The 23,019-nt window shown below is 69.2% G+C and carries 26 protein-coding genes and 1 pseudogene; 9 read left to right on the top strand and 18 right to left on the bottom strand.

The genetic code is table 11. From position 1 onward, the window contains the following. The 7 genes and pseudogenes from tolB to ruvB form a co-directional block, all read right to left on the bottom strand. Nucleotides 1-1,350 (bottom strand): Tol-Pal system beta propeller repeat protein TolB, encoded by a 1,350-nt coding sequence (tolB, locus tag K2X24_RS17530; protein WP_292499610.1) that lies wholly within the window; start codon nucleotides 1,348-1,350, stop codon nucleotides 1-3. Nucleotides 1,351-1,489: 139 nt separating this feature from the next. Continuing rightward, nucleotides 1,490-2,902 (bottom strand): cell envelope integrity protein TolA, encoded by a 1,413-nt coding sequence (tolA, locus tag K2X24_RS17525; protein WP_292499609.1) that lies wholly within the window; start codon nucleotides 2,900-2,902, stop codon nucleotides 1,490-1,492. 12 nt (nucleotides 2,903-2,914) lie between these two features. After that, entirely contained in the window at nucleotides 2,915-3,361 is a 447-nt protein-coding gene (locus K2X24_RS17520; RefSeq protein ID WP_292499604.1) for an ExbD/TolR family protein, read from the bottom strand. A gap of 27 nt (nucleotides 3,362-3,388) precedes the next feature. Next, nucleotides 3,389-4,105 carry a protein TolQ gene (gene tolQ, locus K2X24_RS17515; RefSeq protein ID WP_056465906.1) on the bottom strand — a complete coding sequence of 239 codons (717 nt, stop codon included), beginning with the start codon at nucleotides 4,103-4,105 and terminating at the stop codon, nucleotides 3,389-3,391. A gap of 190 nt (nucleotides 4,106-4,295) precedes the next feature. Further along, entirely contained in the window at nucleotides 4,296-4,706 is a 411-nt protein-coding gene (gene ybgC, locus K2X24_RS17510) for a tol-pal system-associated acyl-CoA thioesterase (protein ID WP_292499608.1), read from the bottom strand. Nucleotides 4,707-4,826: 120 nt separating this feature from the next. Beyond that, a pseudogene (locus K2X24_RS17505) lies at nucleotides 4,827-4,955 on the bottom strand (metallophosphoesterase); the annotation flags it as partial. 152 nt (nucleotides 4,956-5,107) lie between these two features. After that, the gene (gene ruvB, locus K2X24_RS17500; RefSeq protein ID WP_292499607.1) at nucleotides 5,108-6,163 is read right to left on the bottom strand and encodes a Holliday junction branch migration DNA helicase RuvB; all 1,056 of its coding nucleotides are present in this window, start codon (nucleotides 6,161-6,163) and stop codon (nucleotides 5,108-5,110) included. A 197-nt stretch (nucleotides 6,164-6,360) separates the two neighbouring features. On the opposite strand from ruvB, the gene K2X24_RS17495 reads away from it, so the two are divergent. Then, nucleotides 6,361-6,945 (top strand): Uma2 family endonuclease, encoded by a 585-nt coding sequence (locus tag K2X24_RS17495; protein ID WP_292499603.1) that lies wholly within the window; start codon nucleotides 6,361-6,363, stop codon nucleotides 6,943-6,945. A 32-nt stretch (nucleotides 6,946-6,977) separates the two neighbouring features. On the opposite strand, the gene bfr is transcribed toward K2X24_RS17495, so the two are convergent. The 3 genes from bfr to ruvA form a co-directional block, all read right to left on the bottom strand. Next, nucleotides 6,978-7,475 (bottom strand): bacterioferritin, encoded by a 498-nt coding sequence (bfr, locus tag K2X24_RS17490; RefSeq protein ID WP_292499602.1) that lies wholly within the window; start codon nucleotides 7,473-7,475, stop codon nucleotides 6,978-6,980. 62 nt (nucleotides 7,476-7,537) lie between these two features. Beyond that, entirely contained in the window at nucleotides 7,538-7,795 is a 258-nt protein-coding gene (locus K2X24_RS17485) for a bacterioferritin-associated ferredoxin (protein WP_082507666.1), read from the bottom strand. Nucleotides 7,796-8,073: 278 nt separating this feature from the next. Continuing rightward, a complete protein-coding gene (ruvA, locus tag K2X24_RS17480; protein WP_292499601.1) occupies nucleotides 8,074-8,691 on the bottom strand; it encodes a Holliday junction branch migration protein RuvA in 618 nt (205 codons plus the stop codon). A gap of 230 nt (nucleotides 8,692-8,921) precedes the next feature. Here ruvA and K2X24_RS17475 point away from each other — a divergent pair, with 230 nt between their 5' ends. Then, the gene (locus K2X24_RS17475; protein ID WP_292499606.1) at nucleotides 8,922-9,515 is read left to right on the top strand and encodes a YceI family protein; all 594 of its coding nucleotides are present in this window, start codon (nucleotides 8,922-8,924) and stop codon (nucleotides 9,513-9,515) included. A gap of 3 nt (nucleotides 9,516-9,518) precedes the next feature. Here K2X24_RS17475 and K2X24_RS17470 read toward each other — a convergent pair whose 3' ends face one another. Both K2X24_RS17470 and ruvC read right to left on the bottom strand, forming a co-directional pair. Beyond that, nucleotides 9,519-10,232: a hypothetical protein gene (locus K2X24_RS17470; RefSeq protein ID WP_292499600.1), complete on the bottom strand. Its 714-nt coding sequence runs from the start codon at nucleotides 10,230-10,232 to the stop codon at nucleotides 9,519-9,521. Nucleotides 10,233-10,370: 138 nt separating this feature from the next. After that, on the bottom strand, nucleotides 10,371-10,937 hold the full coding sequence (ruvC, locus tag K2X24_RS17465; protein ID WP_292499599.1) for a crossover junction endodeoxyribonuclease RuvC: 567 nt from the start codon (nucleotides 10,935-10,937) through the stop codon (nucleotides 10,371-10,373). A 400-nt stretch (nucleotides 10,938-11,337) separates the two neighbouring features. Between ruvC and K2X24_RS17460 the strand changes: the two genes are divergently transcribed. Both K2X24_RS17460 and K2X24_RS17455 read left to right on the top strand, forming a co-directional pair. After that, a complete protein-coding gene (locus K2X24_RS17460; RefSeq protein ID WP_292499598.1) occupies nucleotides 11,338-11,655 on the top strand; it encodes a hypothetical protein in 318 nt (105 codons plus the stop codon). A 25-nt stretch (nucleotides 11,656-11,680) separates the two neighbouring features. Then, nucleotides 11,681-13,147 (top strand): methyl-accepting chemotaxis protein, encoded by a 1,467-nt coding sequence (locus K2X24_RS17455; RefSeq protein ID WP_292499597.1) that lies wholly within the window; start codon nucleotides 11,681-11,683, stop codon nucleotides 13,145-13,147. 117 nt (nucleotides 13,148-13,264) lie between these two features. Here the strand turns inward: K2X24_RS17455 and K2X24_RS17450 are convergent, their stop codons facing one another. The 5 genes from K2X24_RS17450 to K2X24_RS17430 form a co-directional block, all read right to left on the bottom strand. Beyond that, nucleotides 13,265-14,011 (bottom strand): YebC/PmpR family DNA-binding transcriptional regulator, encoded by a 747-nt coding sequence (locus K2X24_RS17450; protein WP_292499596.1) that lies wholly within the window; start codon nucleotides 14,009-14,011, stop codon nucleotides 13,265-13,267. 473 nt (nucleotides 14,012-14,484) lie between these two features. Further along, a complete protein-coding gene (locus K2X24_RS17445; RefSeq protein WP_292499595.1) occupies nucleotides 14,485-15,237 on the bottom strand; it encodes an HAD-IA family hydrolase in 753 nt (250 codons plus the stop codon). Then, on the bottom strand, nucleotides 15,231-15,917 hold the full coding sequence (rpe, locus tag K2X24_RS17440; protein WP_292499594.1) for a ribulose-phosphate 3-epimerase: 687 nt from the start codon (nucleotides 15,915-15,917) through the stop codon (nucleotides 15,231-15,233). The genes K2X24_RS17445 and rpe overlap by 7 nt, the downstream gene beginning before the upstream one ends. Before the next feature lie 31 nt (nucleotides 15,918-15,948). Continuing rightward, complete coding sequence (locus K2X24_RS17435; RefSeq protein ID WP_292499593.1) at nucleotides 15,949-16,809, bottom strand: phosphoribulokinase; 861 nt, start codon at nucleotides 16,807-16,809, stop codon at nucleotides 15,949-15,951. Between the two features lie 26 nt (nucleotides 16,810-16,835). Further along, the gene (locus K2X24_RS17430; RefSeq protein ID WP_292499592.1) at nucleotides 16,836-17,897 is read right to left on the bottom strand and encodes a class 1 fructose-bisphosphatase; all 1,062 of its coding nucleotides are present in this window, start codon (nucleotides 17,895-17,897) and stop codon (nucleotides 16,836-16,838) included. Nucleotides 17,898-18,127: 230 nt separating this feature from the next. On the opposite strand from K2X24_RS17430, the gene K2X24_RS17425 reads away from it, so the two are divergent. Continuing rightward, entirely contained in the window at nucleotides 18,128-19,084 is a 957-nt protein-coding gene (locus K2X24_RS17425) for a LysR family transcriptional regulator (RefSeq protein WP_292499591.1), read from the top strand. A gap of 23 nt (nucleotides 19,085-19,107) precedes the next feature. Then, nucleotides 19,108-20,355 (top strand): FAD-dependent oxidoreductase, encoded by a 1,248-nt coding sequence (locus K2X24_RS17420; protein WP_292499605.1) that lies wholly within the window; start codon nucleotides 19,108-19,110, stop codon nucleotides 20,353-20,355. On the opposite strand, the gene K2X24_RS17415 is transcribed toward K2X24_RS17420, so the two are convergent. Further along, the gene (locus K2X24_RS17415; protein ID WP_292499590.1) at nucleotides 20,352-20,690 is read right to left on the bottom strand and encodes an XRE family transcriptional regulator; all 339 of its coding nucleotides are present in this window, start codon (nucleotides 20,688-20,690) and stop codon (nucleotides 20,352-20,354) included. The two genes, K2X24_RS17420 and K2X24_RS17415, sit on opposite strands and share 4 nt — an antisense overlap. Nucleotides 20,691-20,996: 306 nt before the next feature. Here K2X24_RS17415 and K2X24_RS17410 point away from each other — a divergent pair, with 306 nt between their 5' ends. From K2X24_RS17410 to cysK, 3 genes are all read left to right on the top strand, one after another. Beyond that, on the top strand, nucleotides 20,997-21,494 hold the full coding sequence (locus tag K2X24_RS17410) for an META domain-containing protein (RefSeq protein WP_292499589.1): 498 nt from the start codon (nucleotides 20,997-20,999) through the stop codon (nucleotides 21,492-21,494). 133 nt (nucleotides 21,495-21,627) lie between these two features. After that, entirely contained in the window at nucleotides 21,628-21,801 is a 174-nt protein-coding gene (locus tag K2X24_RS17405; RefSeq protein ID WP_292499588.1) for a hypothetical protein, read from the top strand. 236 nt (nucleotides 21,802-22,037) lie between these two features. Further along, nucleotides 22,038-23,015 (top strand): cysteine synthase A, encoded by a 978-nt coding sequence (cysK, locus tag K2X24_RS17400; RefSeq protein WP_292499587.1) that lies wholly within the window; start codon nucleotides 22,038-22,040, stop codon nucleotides 23,013-23,015. Nucleotides 23,016-23,019 lie beyond the last annotated feature (4 nt).

Below are 23,019 nucleotides of genomic sequence, written 5' to 3'. Positions count from 1 at the left end.
CTACTTCCCCGACAGCAGCGGCGACCAGGTCGGGTCCGAGGCGTAGGACGGGGTCGGCACCGGTTGCTCCACCTTGCCGGTGATGTCGACCATGTAGAGCTTGCCGCCGCCCTGGCCGCCCGGATCGCGGAAGAACAGCACGTACTGGCCGTTCGGCGCGAAGGTCGGGCCCTCGTTATGGAAGCCTTCCGTGAGGACGCGCTCGCCCGAGCCGTCCGGCTTCATCACGCAGATGGCAAAGCCACCCTTGCGCTGGCGGGTGAAGGCGATGAGGTCGCCGCGCGGCGACCAGGCCGGCTGCGAGGCCGAGCCCTCGCCGAACGAGATGCGGGTCGGGTTCGCGCCGGACGCGCTCATGACGTAGATCTGCTGCGAGCCGCCGCGATCGGACTCGAACACGATCTGGCTGCCGTCGGGCGAGAAGCTCGGCGACGTGTCGATGGCGTTGCCGTTGGTGACCGGCGTCTGGGCCTTCGAGGCGAGGTCCATCAGCACGATGTCGGCGTTGCCGCCCTGCTGCACGCTCATCACGAGGCGGCGGCCATCGGGCGAGAAGCGCGGGCTGGTGCTCATCGAATCGGACTTGCCCAGTGCCTGGCGCCCGCCGGTCTCGAGGTTGATGACCTGGATGCGCGGCTGCTGGCCGGTGGTCTGGGTCATGAAGGCGATGTCCTGGGTCGCCGGCGAGTAGCGCGGCGCGACCACGGCGTTCTCGCCGTTCGTGAGCGCCCGTACGTTGGCGCCGTCCTGGTCCATCACCATCAGGCGCTTGCGCCGGTTCTCCTTGGAGCCGGACTCGTCCACGAAGGCGATGCGGCTGTCGAACCAGGGCCCGAGGCCGGTGATCTTGGTGTAGACCGCGTCCGAGATCAGGTGGCCGGTGCGGCGCGCATTGGCCGGGTCGGTCCCGTATTGCTGGCCCGTCATCTGCTGGCCCGAGGTCACGTCCCAGAGGCGGAACTCGACCTTGAGCTTGCCCGAGGCGTCGCGCGCGACGCGGCCGGTGATCAGCGCTTGCACGCCGGCCGCCTTCCACTTGTCGAAGCCCGGCACCGCATCGAAGCCCGGCGCTTCCGGAAACTTCGCCTTCTCCACGGGGGTGAAGTAGCCCGAGCGGCGCAGGTTGTTCGTCACCACGCTGGAGACGAGGAGCCCGAGGCTCGGATCGCCGGAGAAATCCGTGACCGCGATCGGCATCGGCTGGAACGACCCGCCGCCGATGCGCAGGTTGAGCTGCGCCGCGGCCGGGGTGAGACCGAGCAGGACAAGGGCCAGGAGCGCGAGGAGCGACGTCAGGCCCTTGGAGCTCAGGCCCTTGGAAGTCCGGCCCTTGGAAAGACTGGGGTGCATGATCGATTCCGTGGTCGTGGGCATGCGGGTCGTGGGCATGCGAGGATCGAGGGTGGGTTCGGAAGAAGGGGAGCGCCGCGCCGTGCGCGGTCGACGCCGCGCGGGGGGCGCACGCACCGTCCCGACGGGACCGCAGCCTTCAGACCCGCGAGAACTCGAACTCCGCGTTGATGGCTTTCCAGTCGTTGTAGTACGGCGCGTACTGGGCCGGGATCTTGTAGGGCGCGCAGCGGCGCACCGCGCGCTGGGCCGCCTCGGCGATCGAACGGTCGACCGCGTTGGCGCCACCGCGCATGATGCGCGGCTCGGTGGTCAGCGTCCCGTCCGGGTTCAGGCGGATGTCGAGCATCGGCAGCACCACCCCTTGCGTCGCACCCGGGGGAGCGACGTAGCAGCGCTCGATCTGCTGCTGGAGCATGCCCACCAGGGCGTCGCGCAGGGACGGCGACAGGCGCTGGGCAGTGCCGGTGGCCGCACCCAGGGAGGCGGTGCGCTGAACCTCGCGGCCGGTGGCGCCGGTGGATTGCGACGGCGCCTTCGAGGCGAGCAGGGAGCGGATGTCGCCCGCGCTGAACTTGTCGGCGATCTCGGCCTGCTTCTTGGCCTTGGCCTCCGCGTCGGCCTTCGCCTTGGCATCGGCCATCGCCTTGGCCTTCGCCTTGGCGGCCGCGTCAGCCTTGGCCTTGGCGGCGGCCTCGGCCCGGGCCTTCGCCTCGGCGTCCGCTTCGGCCTTGGCTTCGGCGAGCTCCTTCTGGTGCTCGGCCTCCGCCTTGGCCTTGGCCTCCGCGACGGCTTTCGCCTTGGCTTCCGCGTCCTTCTCCGCCTTGGCCTCCGCGTCGGCCTTGGCCTTGGCTTCGGCCTTCGCCTTGCGAGCCGCCTCCGCCCGGGCCTCAGCCTTGGCCGCTTCGGCCTTGGCGGCGGCCTCGGCCTTGGCCTCCGCCTCGGCTTCCTGCTTCTCGATGAGTTCGGCGAGTTGCTCGCGCTTGACCGCCTCGGCCTTCGCCTTGGCGGCAGCGGCCGCCTTGGCTTCCGCGGCAGCGGCCTTGGCTTCCGCGGCAGCAGCGGCCTTGGCCTCGGCCGCAGCGGCGGCTTTGGCTTCCGCGGCGGCGGCGGCCTTCGCGGCCTTCTCAGCCGCCTCGGCCTTGGCGGCCTTCTCGGCCGCTTCCGCTTTGGCGGCTTCGGCCTTGGCTTCCTGGGGGTCGGGCTCGCTGGAGCGCAGGGGCATCTCCTCGGCGCTCGCCACCTTCATGTCGGCGGGGCGCTTCGGGGGCGCCGGAGCGTCGACCTTGGCGTTCTCGGGCTCGCGCTCCTCGAACTTCTCTGCGACGCGGTCGGCGCGCGGCTTGGCGTTGGGCTGCGGCGCGTCGGCGTTGCGCTCGCCCTTCGTCAGCTCCGAATATTGCTGCTCGGTCATCACCTCGACGGGCACGCCCTCCTGCGCGTCGGGCAGGGCCGGCGCCGCCACCGACAGCAGCGCGACCGTCAGCAGGCCCACATGCGTCGCCGCCGAGACCCAGACACCCGGTTCACTGCGCTTGAAGGGAATTCGCACCACCGGCGCCCGCTACTTCTGGTCCGGCTCGGTGACCAGGGCGACCTTCTTGAAGCCGCCACCGGTCACGATCGCCATCACCTGCGCGACCCGGCCGTAATCGACCCGCTTGTCGCCGCGCACGAAGACGCGCTCCTCGAACCCGGATTTCGAGGCCTCGGTGAGCTTGGGCACGATGCCGTCGTCGGACAGTTCGCTCTCGCCGAGAAAGACCTGGCCCGACTGGCGGATCGACAGGGTCACGGGCTTGGTGTCGGAATTGAGCGGGCTCGCCTTCGATTGCGGCAGGTCGAGGGGCACGCCCACCGTCATCATCGGTGCGGCGACCATGAAGACGATCAGCAGCACGAGCACGACGTCGATGAACGGCGTCATGTTGATCTCGTTGATGGCCGCGTGCCGGCGTCCCCGCCGACGCCGTCCGCCACCACCCTGCGCTGGTCCGTGGGCCATGCCCATGATCGTTCCTCGGGTGTGGGAGTGGGGTCAGGCGACGAGCGAGAGGCGCTCGTCGATCTGCCGCGAGAGGATGGCGGAGAACTCGTCGGCGAAGCCCTCGAGGCGCGACTGGTTCTTGGCCACCGTCGATTGCAGCTTGTTATAGGCGAGCACGGCGGGAATCGCGGCGAACAACCCGATGGCGGTGGCGAACAGTGCCTCGGCGATGCCCGGGGCCACGACCGCCAGCGATGTGTTCTTGGAGGCCGCGATCGAGGTGAAGGCCGTCATGATGCCCCAGACCGTGCCGAACAGGCCGATATAGGGACCGGCCGAACCAATGGAGGCGAGGAACAGCAGACGGGATTCGAGGCGCTCGACCTCGCGCTGGATCGTCACGTCCAGCACCTTGTCGATGCGCTGGGACAGGCTCTGGATCTGGCGGCCGGAGCCCTCGAAGGAGCGCTTCCACTCGCGCATCGCGGCCACGAACAGGGCGCCCTGTCCCACCGGCTGCCGGTCGTTGAACGAGCGGTAGAGTTCTTCCAGCGAGCGGCCGGACCAGAACGCCTCTTCGAAGGCGTCCATCTCGGCCTTCGTGCGGCGGAACAGCAGAGTCTTGTCGACGATGATCGACCAGCACCAGATCGAGGCGCCGATCAGCCCGAGCATCACGACCTTGACGACGAAGTGGGCCTGCAAAAACAGGCCGAGCAGCGTCATGTCGGGGGCCGGCATCGCCTGCATGGCATCGGCTGGGTTCATCACAGCATCCTTGCAAAAACCCAGGGCGGGGCCGCTGCCGGACCAGGGGTCCGGCCGTCGCGTTTCAACCGGAACCTTGAGGTATTTCAAAGCTCAGTGGCTTGCGAATCTGTCGAAAGTAAGGGCCGGGCCGTCCCGAAGGTGCGGTGCGACATGCCCTTGCGTGAGACAGTTTAAGCACCCGTCAGGGTTAAGGATTGGTTGAGGAAGCAGGCCCGGATGCACGACCGAAGGCGGCGCGAAGGCCGTCGGGCAGACGGATCGCGCGGCCGTCGCGTACGCAGGCCACCACCACCTCGGCCTTGACCAGGCGCTCGCCCCCGCGCCGGACCTCCTGCGCGAGGTGCATGGAGGCCCCCTTCATCTCGGCGGTCCAGGTGAGCACGTCGAGGAGGTCGTCCATCCGGGCCGGCTTGGCGTAGTCGATCACCATCCGGCGCACGACGAAATGCAGTCCGGCGGCGTCCCGGTGCAGATCCGACTGGTCGCCCGCCAGGGTCCGCAGCAATTCCGTGCGCCCGCGCTCCATGAAGCGCAGGTAGCTCGCGTGGTAGACGAAGCCGGAGAAGTCGGTGTCCTCGTAATAGACCCGGACCGGCATGGTGTGGATGCCGGACGATGCGGTTTCGCTCACGGCGAGTCTCCCTGTGGGGCGGATGGCGGCGCGCGACGGTCGTCCGGCGCGGGGCCGAAGCGAACTTGGCCCGATCCAAGACGCCGCTTAGGTGGAGGCCGCCCCCGAAACCTCAACCAGCACGATCTCCGGCGTGACGCCGAGGCGGACCGGGGCGTACCCGAACAGGCGGACCTGCCCGCCATGGGTATGGCCGCTCAGGGTCAGGGCGATGCGGGCGTGGCAATACCGCGTTACCTTGAGCGAGATCGGGCCGATGCCCACGGCGTAGGCGCCGGCTCCGAGCAGGGGTACGCTCCCGAGCTCCTGCGCCAGGCGTCGCCGCGTGATCCGGCCCGTTCGGCCGGCGGCGGGGTCGGGCGGCTCGCTCATGCCTCCGGATCGTCCTGGCCGCCGAACAGGCCGAACTGTCCGCCCCCCTCGCGGCGCGGTTCGGGAAAGCCCATGTGCCGGAAGGCGTGCGGGGTCAGCATGCGCCCGCGCGGGGTGCGCTGGACGAAGCCTTTCTGAATCAGGAACGGCTCGATGATGTCCTCGATGGCGTCGCGGGGCTCCGAGAGCGCCGCCGCGATGGTCTCGATCCCCACGGGGCCGCCGTTGAAGGATTTGGCGATCATCGTGAGGTACTTGCGGTCCATCACGTCGAGGCCGGCAGGGTCGACGTCGAGGAGTTGCAGGGCCCGGTCGGCGATGGCGCGGGTCACGGTGGGGGCATCGGCCACGATGGCGAAGTCGCGCACCCGGCGCAGCAGGCGTCCGGCGATGCGGGGCGTGCCCCGTGCCCGCTTGGCGATCTCGTTGGCGCCTTCCGGCGACATGCCGAGGCCGAGCACCCGAGCGCCGCGGCTGACGATGAGTTCGAGCTCGTCGACGTCGTAGAATTCGAGACGGATCGGGATGCCGAAGCGGTCGCGCAAGGGGGTGGTGAGGAGACCGGCGCGGGTGGTGGCGCCGACGAGGGTGAATTTCGGCAGCTCGATCTTCACCGAGCGCGCGGCCGGCCCTTCGCCGATGATGAGGTCGAGCTGGTAATCCTCCATCGCCGGATAGAGGATCTCCTCCACCGCCGGGTTGAGGCGGTGGATCTCGTCGATGAAGAGCACGTCGCGCTCTTCCAGGTTCGTGAGCTGGGCAGCGAGGTCGCCGGCCTTGGCGATGACCGGGCCGGAGGTGGAGCGGAAGTTCACCCCGAGCTCCCGCGCCACGATCTGCGCCAGAGTGGTCTTGCCGAGGCCGGGCGGGCCGACGAACAGCACGTGGTCGAGGGCCGAGCCAGTCTTCTTGGCCGACTCGATGAAGATGCTCATGTTGGCGCGCGCCGCCCGCTGACCGATGAACTCGGACAGGTTGAGGGGGCGGATCGACTGCTCCAGGTCGTCCTCGCGCTTCTTTGGGGTGAGGAGCGATTCGGGCAGCGGATGCAGGGTCGGCGATTTCGGCGCCGTCGCCTTGGAGGCGGGTCTCGGAGGTTTGCTCACACGGATTCTCGGTGGGGGCCGGGGCCCGCGTCCATCATCTGTTCTGGCGGCCGATGTCGCATAACGGCGCCGTTCGCGCTACTTTACGATCGCGGTACGGGGTCCGCGCGGGCGGCCGGCCGCTGAAGCGCGGGGACCTCGCCGTGAGCGGTGCATCGCAGCAATTCGATTGGATGTCCTTCGATGATTTCGAAGAACTGCTGGCCGACAAGCCACGCAACGAGCGCTGGGAACTGATCGGCGGACGCGTCGTCCGGATGATGATCGGGGCGCGCTGGGAGCACGCGCGAATCGTGCAGAACATCGCCCGTCGCCTTGGCAATCAGTTCGATGCCGCCAACTCATCGTGCCAGGCGTTCACCGAAACGTTTTTCATGAAAAGCCGATCCCTCGACGCGGCGATGCTGCCCAAACTGATCGTGATCTGCGGCGACATCGAGCCGGGAGCTACGTCAGTCGATACTCCGAGCGTCCTATTCGAGGTTCTCTCACCGGGAACGGAGGCTCGGGATCGGATCGAGAAATGGCAGGTCTACCAGCGTCTTCCGTCCCTTCAGCACTACGTGCTGGTGGCGCGGGACAGGGCCCATCTGGAAGTCCACGATCGCGTGGCGGGTCAATGGAACGAGTTTAGGGTGCTGGAAGGCCTCGATACCCTGCTCGAACTGCCAGCGATCGGAGTCGCCCTGCCCTTGCGCGAGATCTACCAACGCGTCTTCGAGACCTGAAGCGCCGGGCCCGTAAGCCCGGCGCGGCGACTTTACTCGGCTTCCGGCGCGATCGGCTCGAGGCCGCCGATGTGCTTCTGCGCGTAGAGGGGCAGGCCGATCTGCGAGATCAGCTCCAGCTGCGTCTCGAGGAAGTCGATATGGCCTTCCTCATCCTCGGCCAGATCCTCGAACAGGCGCTTCGACACCCGGTCGTTGATCGAGTCGCAGTACTTGGCCGCCTCGAGGTAGAGCGCGCGCGCCTCGTTCTCGGCGGCGAGATCGCATTCGATGATCTCCTGGACGTTCTGGCCGATCCGCAGGGGATCGAGTTCCTGCAGGTTCGGGAAGCCGTCGAGGAACAGGATCCGGTCGACGAAGCGATCGGCATGCTGCATCTCTTCGATGGATTCCTTGCGCCAGAACTTGGCGAGATCGATGTATCCCCAATCGTTGAGCATGCGGAAATGGAGCCAGTACTGGCTGACCGCCGTGAGCTCGCTGCGCAGTCCCCGATTGAGGTACTCGACGACCTTCGCATCACCCTTCATCCGCCCAATCTCCCTTGAGGCACGTTTGGCCGGAGGGGAGCTTCAGCACCCGGAATGGGCGCTCAGGCGGCGATCCCCTCCTCCGCAGTCTGGACCTTGACCAAACTACAGGAGCTCGCGCAAGTCGCGGTGCACGCATGCGCCGCCTCGTCGAGGGCGTTTTGCAGGATGCCGCGGATGGTGCGGGCACAGCGCCCGCATTTCGGGCTGCACCCGAGGCAGGCCTGGACCTGGGCCGGCGTGCGGGGACAATCCGGGCCGCGATGCAGGCAGGCGCGCACCGCGCGATCGGACAGGACGTTGCAGGAACAGACGATCATGCGGGACCGTGACGCGTGCGAGGCTCGTGCCGTGGGATGAGGCCGCCGGTTGGGGTTTCCACCCGGCCACTTCGTCGAATCTGAGGCGACGGTGATGGCGAACCCGAAAGTCGAGCCCGCTCATCGGCTTGGACATCACCTTAGAACAATTGAAAACTGCTTTCCTTTCAACAAGTTAGCGTCCCTTGGGCGATCTGGCAACGGGTGCGAGGGGCTCAAGGGCACAATTCTCTCGCGCACGAATCAGTCTCGGAGGGCGAGACGCCCAAGCACCCGGCTCAGCGAGCCAGTTCGCGCAACCCGAGGCGGATCAGGGTCTTGGCCTCCGCTCCCTCGCCGGCGCCCTTGAGGACCGTGGCGATGGCGGCGGATGCCTGGACCGGCGCGTAGCCGAGATTGACCAGGGCGGAGATCGCGTCCGTCACGGGCTGCGGCGCCGTGCGGTCCTCGACCGCGCCCGAGAGGGCGATCACTGCCGGGTCGATCGGCGCGTAGGCGGGCGCCTTGTCCTTGAGCTCGGCGACGAGGCGGGCGGCCAGGCGCGGGCCGACGCCCGGCGCGCGGGCGACCGCGGTCCGGTCCCCCATGGCGATGGCGCTGGCGAGCGCGGAGGGTTCGAGGACCGAGAGCAGGCCGAGCGCGACCTTGCTGCCGACCCCCTGCACGGTCTGGAGCAGGCGGAACCACTCGCGCTCGGCATCGGAGCGGAAGCCGTACAGGCGGATCATGTCCTCGCGCACATGGGTCTCGATGGCGAGGTCAGCCGCCTCGCCGATGCCGGGCAGGCGCTGGAGGGTGCGGGCCGAGCAGTGGACCACGTAGCCGACGCCCTGCACGTCGAGGATCACGAAATCCTCGCCGTAGGAATCCACCACGCCCTTGAGCTTGCCGATCATCGCGCCACCGTCGTTCCCTGCCCGCGGTGCCTGCCTACAAGCCCGTGCGGGCGAGCGCCATGCGCCAGAAGGGTCGGCCTGTCAGGCGTTGCCGCGCAGGCCCCGTCCCGGCGCCTTGAGGCCGCCGGACGTTCGTGAAATCAAGGGTCCGTCTCGTCCCGATCCCACGCCCGAACCTTTGGAAGACCGATCCGATGCGCCCCATCGCGCTGCCCCTCTGCCTGGCCCTGATGCTGACCGCCGGGCCCCTCGCCGCTCAAGGGTCCGCGCCGGAACCGGCCAGCCCGTCGAGCGACCCGACCCAGGTCCGGCCCGGCGCCTACGTGCTGGATTCCGCGCACGGCAAGATCACCTGGTCGGTGAGCCATCTCGGCTTCTCGACCTATTACGGTCAGATCACGGACGTGAACGCCGAGGCCGTCCTCGATCCGAAGGAGCCGGCGAAGTCGCGCCTCACGGTCACCATCGGCACCGACAGCGTCAACGGGCTCAACGACCGGCTGAACCAGCACCTGAAGACGCCCGACTTCTTCGACACCGCCAAGTTCCCCAAGGCGACCTTCACGGCCACCAGCATCGAACCGACGAGCCCGACCACCGCCCGGGTCAACGGCGACCTGACCCTCAAGGGCGTGACGAAGCCGGTGGGCTTCGATGCGACCTTCAACCAGGCCGGGATCAACCCGGTGAACAAGGCCTACACGGTCGGCTTCGACGGACGGGCGGTGATCAAGCGCTCGGATTTCGGCATCAACGCCTTCCTGCCCGTCCTCGGCGACGAGGTTTCGCTACGGCTCGAGGGCGAGTTCAAGGCGGTGGAATAGGGCTCACGCCCGGGAGCGCAGGCGCCGGTAGGTCTCCGCCAGGAGCGCCGTGACGAGCACGAGCAGGGCCATCTCGATGAGGCTCGACGCGAAGATCCGGAGAGCGAGCACGGGTGCCGGCATGTCGGCCCCGGCGCGCTCCGGCTCGGTGAGCAGCCGCCCGAGGAGGCCCAGCGGCATGATGAGGGCGACCAGCATCACGCCGATGCGCGCGGCCGACCCGCGCGTCATCGCCACGACCCCGCGCAGCGTGGCCTCGGGCGCACCGACCGCGAGGGCCGGGGCGAGCATACTGGTCCAGATCTGAAGGGCGAGGATGCAGGCCCAGGCCGCGAGCCCCAGCATCACCTGCCCCTGGCTGAGCCCGCCCGGCGAGAACGAACGGTCGAGCAGGCCGCCGACGAGGAGCCAGAACAGTTCCAGCGCCAGGAAGGCCTGGAACGGCCCGGCCCGCCCGGCCACGATCTCGGGCAGGCTGGCGTCGGCACCGAGCATTCGCCGGAACATCGCCATCCAGTAGGGCGCGAGCAGGATCGTGCAGGCGAGATCCACGAGGAAGACGTCCTCCTGAAAGCGCACGGGCTCGGTCGGATCGACGAGCACCGCGCGCAGGGCCATCTTGGCCAGCACGACGAGGCCGGCGAGGGTCGTCGCCGAACCGAGGTCCCGGCAGGCCGGCAACGCCGCTGCCAGGGCGGCGCGCATCGTCTCCGGCATGGACAGCTTCGGACGTGCCCCCTCCCGTGCCATTCCGCCCCGCTCCATCCCGCCGAAAGGTCCGCGGCACGAACAGCACGGCGGTACGCCCGAAGTCCAGTCGAAAGGCGACGCCGCCGGCCGTCGGTGATGCGGGCCTCAGCCGCGTGCCAGGGCCGCGGCGATCCGCGCGGCCGCGAGCGCGCTCGCGCCGGGCATGGGGGCGTGCTTGATCCGGAGGGCATGCGTGCCCCGGTGGCTGTTATGAGCCAGCGCGATGGCCAGCGCGTCGGCCGCGTCCGCCACCTTGAACGCGGCCTTCGGCAGCAGGAACTTCACCATGGCCTGGACCTGCACCTTCTCGGCGTGGCCCGAGCCCGTCACCGTCTTCTTGATGAGGTTGGCCGAGTACTCGAACACCGGCATCCCGGCGAGCGCCGGCACCAGGAGCGCCACGGCACGGGCGTGGCCGAGCTTCAGGGTCGCCTGCGCGTCCTTGTTGACGAAGGTCTCCTCAACCGAGACCTCGTCGGGCTGGAACGCCTCGACGATGCGGGTGACGCCCTCGTAGAGTTCGCGCAGGCGCAGCGCCAGCGGCAGGTCGCCATCCGAGGTGACGACACCGCAATCGACGTAGGCCACCTTCGTGCCCGTGGCGGTGATGACGCCCCAGCCGGTCCGGCGCAGACCGGGGTCGATGCCGAGGATGCGCACGGGAAGGGTCATGAATCGGACGGCTCCGGGCGCGGACACCGCGCCGATCTGAGCGTTAGGGACATACCGTGAACGGTACGTTATGCCAATCCGGGTTTCGGCGGTCGCGTGGCCGCGGAACCGAAGCACCGAGAGGGATGCCTTCGCAAGACACAGATGTTCTGGCCCCTCGCCTCACGTAACCCAATTATCAATTCCAGGCCATCGTTTATAATCAAGTCTAACTACCGCTATTTTGGAAACAAACACACGATCTGCAAACTTGTAGCAGCGAAGGATTTGATGAGATTATATCCTGCAATGAATCGAGAATAGTCGCACCGTTTCGATGACCAATCCGGTCGCCGTAACCTCATCTTAAAGCATCATCCCGTATGGACATAGGATAGTTTCGGAACGGATCGCCGTCCTCGTGCTCGACGTCGCGTCATCTCCTCCTGTGACCCGCCTCCTCGGTGGTTTCGCGGTACTCGCGACCCTGGTTCTGCCGATCGCCGCGACGGCGCTTCCGGCGTCGCAGACCCTGGCGGTGATCGTTTCCCCCGGCCAGGACGCAGCGGGAATCGTGGCGCGGTCGGGCGGCACAATCCTGCGCCAGGGTGGCTGGAGCAACGTCCTTCTGGTGCGAGCCGAATCGTCCGATCTCGTCGCTCGCCTCTATGCCTCCGGCGCTTGGCTGGTCATCGACGCGCGGTCCGCGACGGCCTGTGCGCCCTCTTCCCAAACCTGAATTTCACGACGGACACCGCACGGCGATGACGAACCTCGACACCCTTCGGCTGACTTTCGGCCGGTTTCTCATCGCCTTTCTCTGGCTGCACCTGCCGATCATCGCGCTCGGCGCCTGGCTCGCCGACAATGCGCTGGCGGTGCCCCTGGTGATCGCCGGCCTCATGGCCGGACTCAGCACGCTGATGTGGCGGCGCTCGCCGACCGGCCCGACGACGCGGCTGGTCAGCAGCCTGTCGCTCATCGGCATGGCCGCCATCCTCCCATCGGTCCTGGCCGGGCATCCGTGGCAGATCGACGTGCACATGTACTTCTTCGCCTGCATGGCGGTGATCGTCGCCTGGTGCGACTGGACCGTCCTGGTGGCCTGCGCCGCGGCCGTCGCGGGCCACCATCTCGCCCTCAACGCCACGGTGCCGGCCCTGATCTTCCCCGGCGGCGCCAGGACCGCGGACCTCGCGCGCGTCGTGCTCCACGCCGTCATCCTGATCATCGAGACGGGCGTGCTGGCCTGGGTCGCGCGCACCATCCCGACGGCCTTGGCGGCGCAGGCCGCATCCGAAGGCGCGATCCGGGCGCAGATGGACCGCATGCGGGCGCTGGAATCCGAGACCGCGCTGGCGCGGGCGGGGGCCGAGGCGCAGCGCCGGGAGGCCATGCAGCAGACCGCTCATTATTTCGAATCGACCGTGGGAGGCATTCTGAGCCGGGTCACGCAGGCCGCGGCGGCGATGCAGCATACGGCGCGAACCATGACGCGGACGGCTGAGGGCACGGCGGGCCAGGCCGAATCCGTGGTCGGCGCCGCCGTGATGGCTGCGCACAACGTGGACCAGGTGGCCGGCGCGGCCGAGGAACTCGGCGCCTCGGTCCAAGAGATCGGCCGCCAGGTCGCGGAATCCGCGCGGATGGCGCAGGGCGCGGTGACGCACGCGGACGCCACCGGCCAACTGGTTCTTGCCCTGAGTACGGGCGCGGCCCGGATCGGCGATGTGGTCGGAATCATTTCCGGCATCGCCGGCCAGACCAACCTCCTGGCGCTCAACGCCACCATCGAGGCCGCGCGGGCCGGCGAGGCCGGACGCGGCTTCGCCGTGGTGGCGGCGGAGGTGAAGGAACTGGCCAACCAGACGGCCCGGGCGACGGAGGAGATCACGCAGCAGATCAACGCGATCCAGGGCACGACCGGCGAAGCCGTCACCGCCATCGAGGCGATCGCCGCGCAGATCCGCACCATGAGCGTGACCGCGGACGCGATCGCGGCGGCGGTGAACCAGCAGGGATCGGCGACCCAGGAGATCATCCGCAACGTGAGCGAGGCCGCCACCGTCACCGGAGCGATCACGGCCACCACCGGCGGCGTCGCCCAGTCGGCCGGGGAGACGGGCGGAGCCGCCGCCCGCGTGCTCGACTCCGCGTCCGAACTGGCGCAGGAGGCCGACCGCCTCGGAACCGAGGTGCACCGGTTCCTCGAGACCGTGAAGGCCGCCTGATCCCGGGCTCCGCTCGACCGGAGCTGGGCCCGGATCGGCAGGCCCCCGCGGCGTCCGAACGAAACCCGAATCCGTCGCCTCGACAGATCCGACGGATTTGGGAGGCGCGGTCTTCGATCAGCCCTGGAGCTTCTCCATCAGGGCGTCCGAGAGGGCGAAGTTCACGAAGACGTTCTGGACGTCGTCCTGGTCCTCGATCACCTCGACGAGGCGGATGAGCTTCTCGCCGGTCTCGTCGTCGACTTCGATGGTGTTCTGCGCCTTCCAGACCAGGGCGGTGCGGCGCGGCTCGCCGAAGCGGGCCTCCAGGGCCTTCGAGACTTCGCCGTAGGCCTCCTGCGCGCAGGTGACCTCGTGGCCGTTCTCGTCCGAGCGCACGTCGTCGGCCCCCGCTTCGATGGCGGCTTCCAGCATGGTGTCGGCATCCGCCACCTTGGCGTCGAACTCCACCAGGCCGACATGGTCGAACATGAAAGAGACGGCCCCGGTCTCGGCGAGGCTGCCGCCGGACTTGGTGAAGGCCGAGCGCACGTCGGAGGCCGTGCGGTTGCGGTTGTCGGTCTGGGCCTCGACGATGAGCGCGGCGCCGCCCGGGCCGTAGCCCTCGTAGCGGATCTCGTCGTAGCTCTCCGCGTCGGCGCCCGAGGCCTTCTTGATCGCGCGCTCGATGTTGTCCTTGGGCACGTTCTCGGCCCGGGCCGCGATGATGGCGGCGCGCAGGCGGGCGTTCATCGCCGGGTCCGGCAGGCCGAGCTTGGCCGCGACCGTGATCTCTCGGGCGAGCTTGCCGAACAGCTTCGAGCGGACCGCGTCGACGCGGCCCTTGCGGTGCATGATGTTCTTGAACTGGGAATGGCCGGCCATGACGTGACCTTGAAGGTAGGAACGAGGCCGGATCGCTGGGCCGCACCGGGCGGCGCGGCCACGATTCCGGACGAAGGGGGTTGGCCGGCTTATAGGCCGCGCCTTGCGCCGATGACAACGCTGCGCCGCAGCGTGGACGGCACCGTCCGGACGGGTCTTCGGCCCGTCCCGGTGGCTATCCGGCGCGCCGGCGCTATCGTGGGATGATGACGCGCCCAACCCTCGACCGGGGACGCCCCGGGACCCGCCCCACGGATGTTCGCCCCCACGCGCCGGAACAGCGGGACGCGCGCCCTGCCCCGCGCTGGCTCAGGCTCGGGATCGCGGGCGTGCTCGGGGCGGTCGCCGGCGCGGTGCTGTTTCCGAGACGCGCCGAGGGCACGCCGCCGGAGCGGGTCGGGAGGCGGCCTCCGCGGGGCTGAGGCGCGGGCCTGGCCGATGCGGGCTCCGGTCCCGATCGACCGGGATCCGTATCAGGCGGTGATGCGCGCGTGCCAGTCGCGCAGGGCGTCCAGGGTCACGATGCCGCCCGGCCAGGCATGCCCGGAGAGGTGGCGATGCGGCGCGCCGGGTTCGCCGAGGTCGGAGACGGCCGAGAACGCCCCGTCGAGGCGGTGGCTCTCGGTGTAGCGGCTGCGGGTGGCGATGACCGGCAGGCCCGCATCGAGGGCCGAGCGGATGCCGGCGGCCGAGTCCTCGAAGGCGACGGCCTCGGAGGGCGCCACACCGAGACGACGAAGTGCGAGGTCGAACACGTCGGGGGCGGGCTTCTTGCGCGCCGCCTCGTCGCCGCAGGCGATCACATCGAAGGGGACGTCGCCTTCGGGAAAGTTGATCCGCAGCAGGGTGTCGACGTTGGGGCGGCTCGTCGTGCTTGCGACCGCGAGCTTAAGCCCGGCCGCCCGTGCCTCCGCGATCAGCCGGCCCACCCCGGGCCGCAGGGCGAGGCTGCCGCCCTCCACGAGATCGCCGTAACGCCGGGTCTTGCGGTCGTGGATCTCGCCCATGAGCGGCCCGAGGGCTTTCGCCTCCCCGGCATGCTCGGTCTCGACGTAGTGGCGCAGGCGCTCCTTGCCGCCCATCACGGTCAGGAGGTCGGCGTAGCGGGCCGGGGACCAGGACCAGGGCAGGCCCAGATCCGCGAAGGCGCCGTTGAAGGCCTGCCGGTGCAGGTCCTCGGTCTCGGCCAGCGTCCCGTCGACGTCGAAGATCAGCGCCCTCAGCATGAGAGGGGGCCGCCTCCGACCTCCGCCGCGCCCGCCCGGATCGCCGCGATCCGCTCCGCGTAGCCCGCCGGCCCACCCTTGAACACGGCATTGCCGGCCACGAAGGCGTTCGCCCCGGCGCGGGCGGCCTCCGCCACGGTTTCGGGCCCGATGCCGCCATCGACCTCGATGTCGATGTCCCGACCGGCACTCATCGCCCGGATCCGCCGGATGGTCTCCAGGGTCGACGGGATGAAGCTCTGGCCGCCGAAGCCCGGATTGACCGTCATCACGAGGACGAGGTCGACGAGGTCGAGGAGCGGCTCGATCGCCGAGGCCGGCGTGCCCGGGTTGAGCGCGATGCCGGCGCGCTTGCCCAGGTCCCGGATCGCCTGGAGCGAGCGGTGGATGTGCGGTCCGGCCTCGACATGGACCGAGATCGCGTCGGCGCCGGCCTCCGCGAAGGCCGCGAGGTAGGGGTCGGCCGGCGCGATCATCAGGTGCACGTCGAAGGGCTTGGTCGAGTGCGGCCGCAGGGCCTTGATCACGCCTGCGCCAAAGGTGAGGTTGGGCACGAAGTGGCCGTCCATCACGTCGAGGTGGATCCAGTCGGCCCCGGCCTCGGACACCGCGCGCACCTCCTCACCGAGCTTGGCGAAATCCGCCGAGAGGATCGAGGGCGAGATGATCGGGCCGTTCATGGTGGAATTCTCCGGAGGCTCGTGGCTGGGCTCAAGCCATGCGGCGCTTGCGCTCGACGAGCTGCATGATGATCGGGGTCAGGATGAGCTGCATGGCGAGATCGAGCTTGCCGCCCGGGATGACGATGGAATTGGCGCGGCTCATGAACGAGCCTTGAATCATGGAGATCAGGTAGGAGAAGTCGATCCCCTTCGGGTCCTTGAAGCGGATCACCACCATCGATTCGTCGGCGGTGGGAATCCAGCGGGCGATGAAGGGGTTGGAGGTGTCGACCATCGGCACACGCTGGAAGTTGATGTCCGTCCAGGTGAATTGCGGGCAGATGGTCTGCACGTAGTCGGGCATCCGCCGCAGGATCACGTCGGTGACCGCTTCGGTGGAGTAGCCCCGGAACGAGCGGTCCCGGTGCAGCTTCTGGATCCATTCGAGGTTGATCACCGGCACCACGCCGATCTTGAGGTCGGCGTAGCGGGCCATGTCGACGTTGTCGTCGACGACGCAGCCGTGCAGGCCCTCGTAGAACAGCAGATCGGAGCCGGGCGGGAACTCCTCCCACGCCGTGAAGGTGCCGGGTTCGATGGCATAATGGGCGGCGTCCGCCGCGTCGTGGGCGTAGTGGCGCGTGCGCCCCCGGCCGGAATCCGCGTAGGTCCGGAACACCTCCTCCAACTCGGGCAGGAGGTTGGCGCGGGGGGCGAAGTGGCTGAGGTTCGGCTCCTCGACCATCATCCGCCGCATGGTGTCCCGGTCATAGGCGTGGAACGCGTCGCCCTCGATGTAGACCGCGCTCACATCCTCCCGGCGGAAGATCTGCTCGAAGGTGTTGCGGACCGAGGTGGTTCCGGCCCCCGAGGAGCCGGTGACCGAGATGATGGGGTGACGCGCCGACATTCTGGGTGCGTGCCGTTCTGAGCGAACTAGCTGCGCATCAGGCCGCGCTGCCCGAACAGGGGCGAGCGGCCGGCGGCGGCATTGCGGCCACCGTAGTACTTGGCGACGCAGGCGACCTCGTCGATGGACCCGAAGATCAGCGGCACGCGCTCGTGGATGCCGGTGGCGCCGATGTCGAGGATGCGGCGCTCGCCGTCGATGGCGCCGGCGCCGGCCTGCTCCATCAGCATGGCGATGGGCGCGGCCTCGTAGAGGAGGCGCAGGCGCCCCTGGGCGTAGCCCTTCCGGTTGTCGCCGGGATAGAGGAACACGCCCCCGCGCAGCAGCACCCGCTGGGCATCCGCCACCAGCGAGCCGAGCCAGCGCATGTTGAAGTCCTTGTCCAGCGGGCCCTCCGAGCCGCGCAGGCAATCCTCGATATAGGCCTTGACCGGGCCGTCCCAGTTGCGGGCGTTCGAGGCGTTGATCGCGTATTCCTTGGCCGAGGCCACCACCTCCAAGCGCGGATGCGTGAGGCGGAAGGTCCGCGCCTCCCGGTCCAGGGTGTAGATCTGCGTGCCGTGGCCGAGGGTGACCACGAGGGAGGTCGCCGGACCGTAGGTGACGAAGCCGGCGGCGATCTGCTCGGTGCCCGGCGTGGTGAAGGAGGCGATCGAATCGGCCTCGCCGGCCACCACCGGGCGGATGCCGAAGATCGACCCCACCGCCATGTTGACGCCGATGTTGGAGGAGCCGTCGAGGGGGTCGATCGCCACCGCCAGCGGCGCGCCGGGGTTGAGCTGCATCATGCCCTCGGCCTCCTCGGAGGCGACGACCGCCACGGGCGCACCGCGCAGGGCCTCCGTGAAGCGCTCGTGGGCCAGCACGTCGAGGGCCTTCTGGACGTCGCCGTCGCTGTTGTTCCCGCCCGTGGCGGCGAGATCGGCGCCCCCGAGCATGCCCCGGCCGATCACCTCGCTGACGTCGACGGCGGCCTCCGCGCAGGCCGCGATCACGGCCGCGGCGTCGGCGAGCCGCGCATCGGCGGCGACCGTCCGCGCGAGGCAATCCGCGAGGGTGGACCCGAATTCCAGAGACACCGTCGACATGAACGTCCGTCCTTCTTCCATTCCAGGCCGGGCGATCCCGACCACGACCTGCCGACCCGCCGCGCCTCCCCACGGCAGGGGGGAAGCCGATCACACCGGAGCCCCTTGGCACGGGAGCGCCCTCCGACACCAGGGCCGCCGGCCTCTTCGAGGCCCGATCGCCCACACCGTATCACCGAAAGAATTCTGAAAAAACTTGCGAGCCATTCCAAAAAAACTAGAACCGAATCATGCGCAACCTGTCTCTCAAACAGCTCCAAGCCGTCGCCGCGGTCGCCCGTCTCGGCACCATGACGCGGGCCGCGCAGGAGCTCAACGTGACGTCGGCCGCTCTCTACACGCGCATCCGCCAGCTGGAGGAGGAGGCGGGCCTGATGCTGTTCGACCGCACCCCCACGGGCCTGAAACCCACGGATGCGGGCCGCGAAATGCTGTGGGCGATCAACAGCATCAACACGGTGCTGGAAACCTGCGCCGACCGCCTCGAAACCCTGAAGGGCGGCAGCGGGGGGCGCGTGGCAATGGGCGTGGTCTCGACGGCGAAGTACTTCGCGCCCGGCGTGATCGCCGGCTTCGTCGGGCTGCACCCGGCGGTGGAGATCAACCTCACGGTGGGAAACCGCGGCAACATGGTCGAGGCCCTGCGCAACTACGAGATCGACTTCGCGATCATGGGCCGGCCGCCCCGCGACTTCGCCATCGAGGCGGAAATCTTCGGCCCTCACCCGATCGTCATCATCGCGGCCCCGAGCCATCCGTACGCCGGCCGGACCGGACTGAGCCGGGCGGACCTCGCCCAGGAATCCTTCCTGGTGCGCGAGGAGGGCTCCGGCACCCGGACGGTGTTCGAGGAGTTCATGGCCGGGATCATGATCAAACGGGCTCGCCTCGGGATCGATTCCGGCTCGAACGAAACCATCAAGCAGGCGGTCATGGCCGGCCTCGGCATCGCGCTCATCTCGGCTCACACGGTGGCGGCCGAACTCGAGAGCGGTCGCCTCATCGTCCTCGACGTCCAGGGCCTGCCGATCCGGCGCGACTGGTACGCCGTCCGGCGCGCCGACAAGGTGCTGGGGCCGGCGGCGGCCGCGTTCTGGGACTACGTCTCCAAGGATGGCGGGCGCTGGCTGCCGCAGATGCGGCTCTCGCCGAACCCGTCCCCCGTGACGGCGGAGTTCGAGGCATGAGACACCCTGTGTCGCCCCCCTCTATTTCAGGCGGCGACGCCAGCATCGTCATCGTGGGGGCCGGCCAGGCCGGCTTCCAGGCCGCCGCGTCCCTGCGCGAGGCGGGCCATGCCGGCGCTCTCTTCCTGGTGGGCGACGAGGGCCTGCCCTATCAGCGCCCGCCCCTGTCGAAGGCCTATCTCGCGGGCAAGACCGATGCAGCCGGCCTGTCCCTGCGCCCGGCCTCCTACTTCGCCGAACACCGCATCGTCCACCGCGCGGAGGTGGCGGCGACCGGCATCGACCGCGCGGCGCGGCGCGTGGTGCTGAGCGACGGTGGCGACCTCGCCTACGACCACCTCGTGCTGGCCACGGGCGCCCGCAACCGGGTCCTGCCGGTGCCGGGGGCCGATCTTGCCGGCGTGCATCAGTTGCGCTCGCTCGCCGATGCGGATGCCATCAAGGCCGGCCTCGCCGCGGCCCGGTCCGTCGCCATCGTGGGGGCCGGGTTCATCGGGCTCGAATTCGCCGGTATCTGCGCCGGGCGCGGCCCCGCCGTGACGGTGATCGAGGCCGCCGGCCGGCCGATGGCCCGGGCCGTCTCGGCGCGAACCGCCGACTTCTTCACCGCCGCGCACGAGCGGGCGGGCACGCGCTTCCTGTTCGGCGCCGCCGTGGCAGGCCTGGAGGGGGCGGACGGCCGGGTCGTCGCGGTCCGGCTCGCGGACGGGACGCGGGTCGCCGCCGACCTCGTCCTCGTCGGCATCGGCGTGGTGGCGAACCAGGAGCTCGCCGAGGCGGCCGGCCTCACGGTCGGCGACGGCATTCACACGGACGCGTTCCTCGCCACCTCCGACCCGACCATCTCGGCCATCGGCGACTGCGCGCGGGTGCCGAGCCGGTTCGCGCAAGGGGAGCCAGTCCGCATCGAATCGGTTCAGAACGCCGTCGACCAGGGCCGCTGCCTCGCCGCGCGCCTGACCGGTCGCCCGGCGGCCTACGCGGCGGTGCCGTGGTTCTGGAGCGACCAGGGCCCCCACAAGCTCCAGATCGCCGGCCTGACACGCCCGGACGACGCCAGCGTCGTGCGTCCGTCCGAGACCGGCCTCACCGTGTTCCGATTTCGCGACGGAGCCTTGAGCGGCGTCGAGACGGTGGATCGCCCCGCCGATCACATGGCGGCGCGGCGCATCCTCGATGCCGGCCTCGGCCTGACGCCCGAGGCGGCCGCCGATCCCGGTCATGACCTGAAGGCGCTCGCCAAGTCCGCCCCCAGCGGGGTCCGGGCTTAGCGGTCGTTCTCGGTGTTGAGGTCGCCGAGCCGGGTGCCCTCGCCCTGGCCCTGCCGGCTGAGGCGCACGCCCGATTCGCCTCCGGCCTCGCTGAAGACGACGCCGTTGGCCATGAGGGCGCTGCGCAGGACCTCGATCTGGCCCGAGGCCGGCACGCTTCGGCCGGATTCGAAGTCCCGCACGAAGGCTTCGCCGAGGCCGAGCCGACCGGCGAGATCCGCCTCGGACCAGTTCAGCAGCGCCCGCGCCGCCCGCGACTGGGCGGGGCTGATGGTGTTCGGCCCCAGGCCATCCGGCTGCAGGCCGCTCGCGGCTGCCTCGTCCGATCCCGCCACCCTGAAACTCCCTCGACTGCTTCGACGATACGGGCGGACAACGGCAGCCCGACGGGTTCGTTCAACGAAATCCGCGTTGCACACGCCGTTTGCGGGGGATCGCCGGCCGCACGGCGTAAATCCGGCCTCACGGCGTCTTGACCATATTTGTGCTGGAATCTTATCCGAAGGGGCGCAACGGACACCCCGAGGATGAGTTTCGCGCGCGTGAGCGCCGGCGGCCCTTCGGATCGGGGAGACCACGATTGCGGCGCTCCACGCGGCGCGACGTACGGTTTGCACGGACCTGAGGAGGGGAGCCAGACGATGAGAGCGATCCAGATCGCCGTGGTGGCCGGCGCCATCGCGGCCGGAGCGATGAGCACGGCAGCGAACGCGCAGATGGGCGGCAACGTCACGGGCTTCGGCCGAGACGCCCGCGAAAAGCCCGAGAAGAAGCAGTACGTTCCGGCCGCCAAGGCCCAGGAAAAGATCTTCCCCCTCGACGCGACCTGGACCGCCGTCAGCCTGAACGGCAAGCCGTTCGGCGGCAACGACCGTCCGAGCTTCATGGTCGACAAGCAGTACCGCGCTCGCGGTTACGGCGGCTGCAACACCTTCGCGGCCACCGCTTTCCCGTTGCGCGAGCAGCACCTCGCCGTGGGCCCCCTCGCCCTGACGAAGAAGCCTTGCGACAAGGGCCTCGGCGCCTCCGAGCAGGATTACTTCATCGCCCTGCGCACCGCCGCCCAGTGGGACCTCGTCGGCTCGCAACTGGTGATCAAGAGCCAGAAGGGGGAGCTGCGCTTCGAGCGCGCGCTCTGAAGCGTCGTTCGGCACGGCTTTAAGCCTTCGTTCACGACGATCCGGACCGGGACCGGCCGGTTTACGACCTGTTCAAGGCCCTCGGCGCCCTCTGGCCCCATGACCTGCCGTCCCGGCGGGCGTGGGGAGCGCGATGGGCACGAGGCTGGAATGGACCACCGGCAGCAACGGCCTGCGGCGCGGCGTCCGTGAGGCGACGCGCTACACCTGCCCGCCGAGCCTGCACGCGGCTGCGATGATGATCGCCGCCGCCGGCCCCGTGGTCGCCACCATGATCGTGCTGTGCGCGGCCCTGCTCACCGCGTGAGGCACAGGGGAACTGCAGGAACAAACTTCTCTACTTGCCCTGAACTGCGATAGGGACATTCTCCGCAGCAAAAAATCCCTCGCGGACAGAGAAGATTTGCCTTTGACGGCGGGACTTTGTCGATTGCCTCGACAGTACCGACGCGATATCTCCCGGCTCTGCATTCGCCACGCGAAAACCGGCTCGAAAGCGAGCCGGCGCCCCCGCGAAACGCTCACGCCGACGAGGAGATCCCGATGGCCGAGACTCAGAGCACCGCTTCGACCCGCACGCCCGGCCACGGCCACATCTTCGGCTCGATCACCGAGACGATCGGCAACACCCCCCTGGTGCGCCTCAACCGCATCACCAAGGAGCGCGGCGTCGAGGCCGAGATCCTGCTCAAGCTCGAGTTCTTCAACCCGATCGCGAGCGTGAAGGACCGCATCGGCGTCAACATGATCGACGCCCTGGAAGCCTCCGGCAAGCTGAAGCCCGGCGGCACCCTGGTGGAGCCCACCTCCGGCAACACCGGCATCGCCCTCGCCTTCGTGGCGGCCGCGCGGGGCTATCGCCTCATCCTGGTGATGCCCGAGACCATGTCCCTGGAGCGCCGCAAGATGCTGGCCTTCCTCGGCGCCGAGCTCGCGTTGACCCCCGGCCCACAGGGCATGAAGGGCGCGATCGCGAAGGCCGAGGAACTCCTCAACGAGATCCCGGGCGCGATCATGCCCCAGCAGTTCTCGAACCCGGCCAACCCCGAGATCCACCGCAAGACGACGGCCGAGGAGATCTGGAACGACACGCAGGGCCACCTCGATGCCTTCGTGGCCGGCGTGGGTACCGGCGGCACCATCACGGGCGTCGGAACGGTGCTGAAGCCGCGCCTCCCCGGCCTGAAGATCGTGGCGGTCGAGCCCACGGATTCTCCGGTGATCTCCGGCGGCCAGCCCGGCCCGCACAAGATCCAGGGTATCGGCGCCGGCTTCATCCCGGACAACCTCGACAAGTCGATCATCGACGAGGTCATCACCGTCTCGAACCAGGAAGCCTTCGACACAGCGCGCCTGCTCGCACGCCTCGAGGGCATCCCGGGCGGCATCTCCACCGGCGGCAACGTCGCCGCCGCCCTGAAGCTCGCCGCCCGGCCCGACTTCCAGGGCAAGCGCATCGTCACCGTCGCCTGCTCCTTCGCCGAGCGCTACATCTCGTCGGCGCTGTTCGAAGGCCTCTGAGACT

The organism is Methylobacterium sp., from assembly GCF_019750675.1.
Taxonomy (GTDB): Bacteria; Pseudomonadota; Alphaproteobacteria; order Rhizobiales; family Beijerinckiaceae; genus Methylobacterium.
Note: the sequence above shows the minus strand (reverse complement) of the source record. Positions and strands in the feature narration are given on the sequence as shown.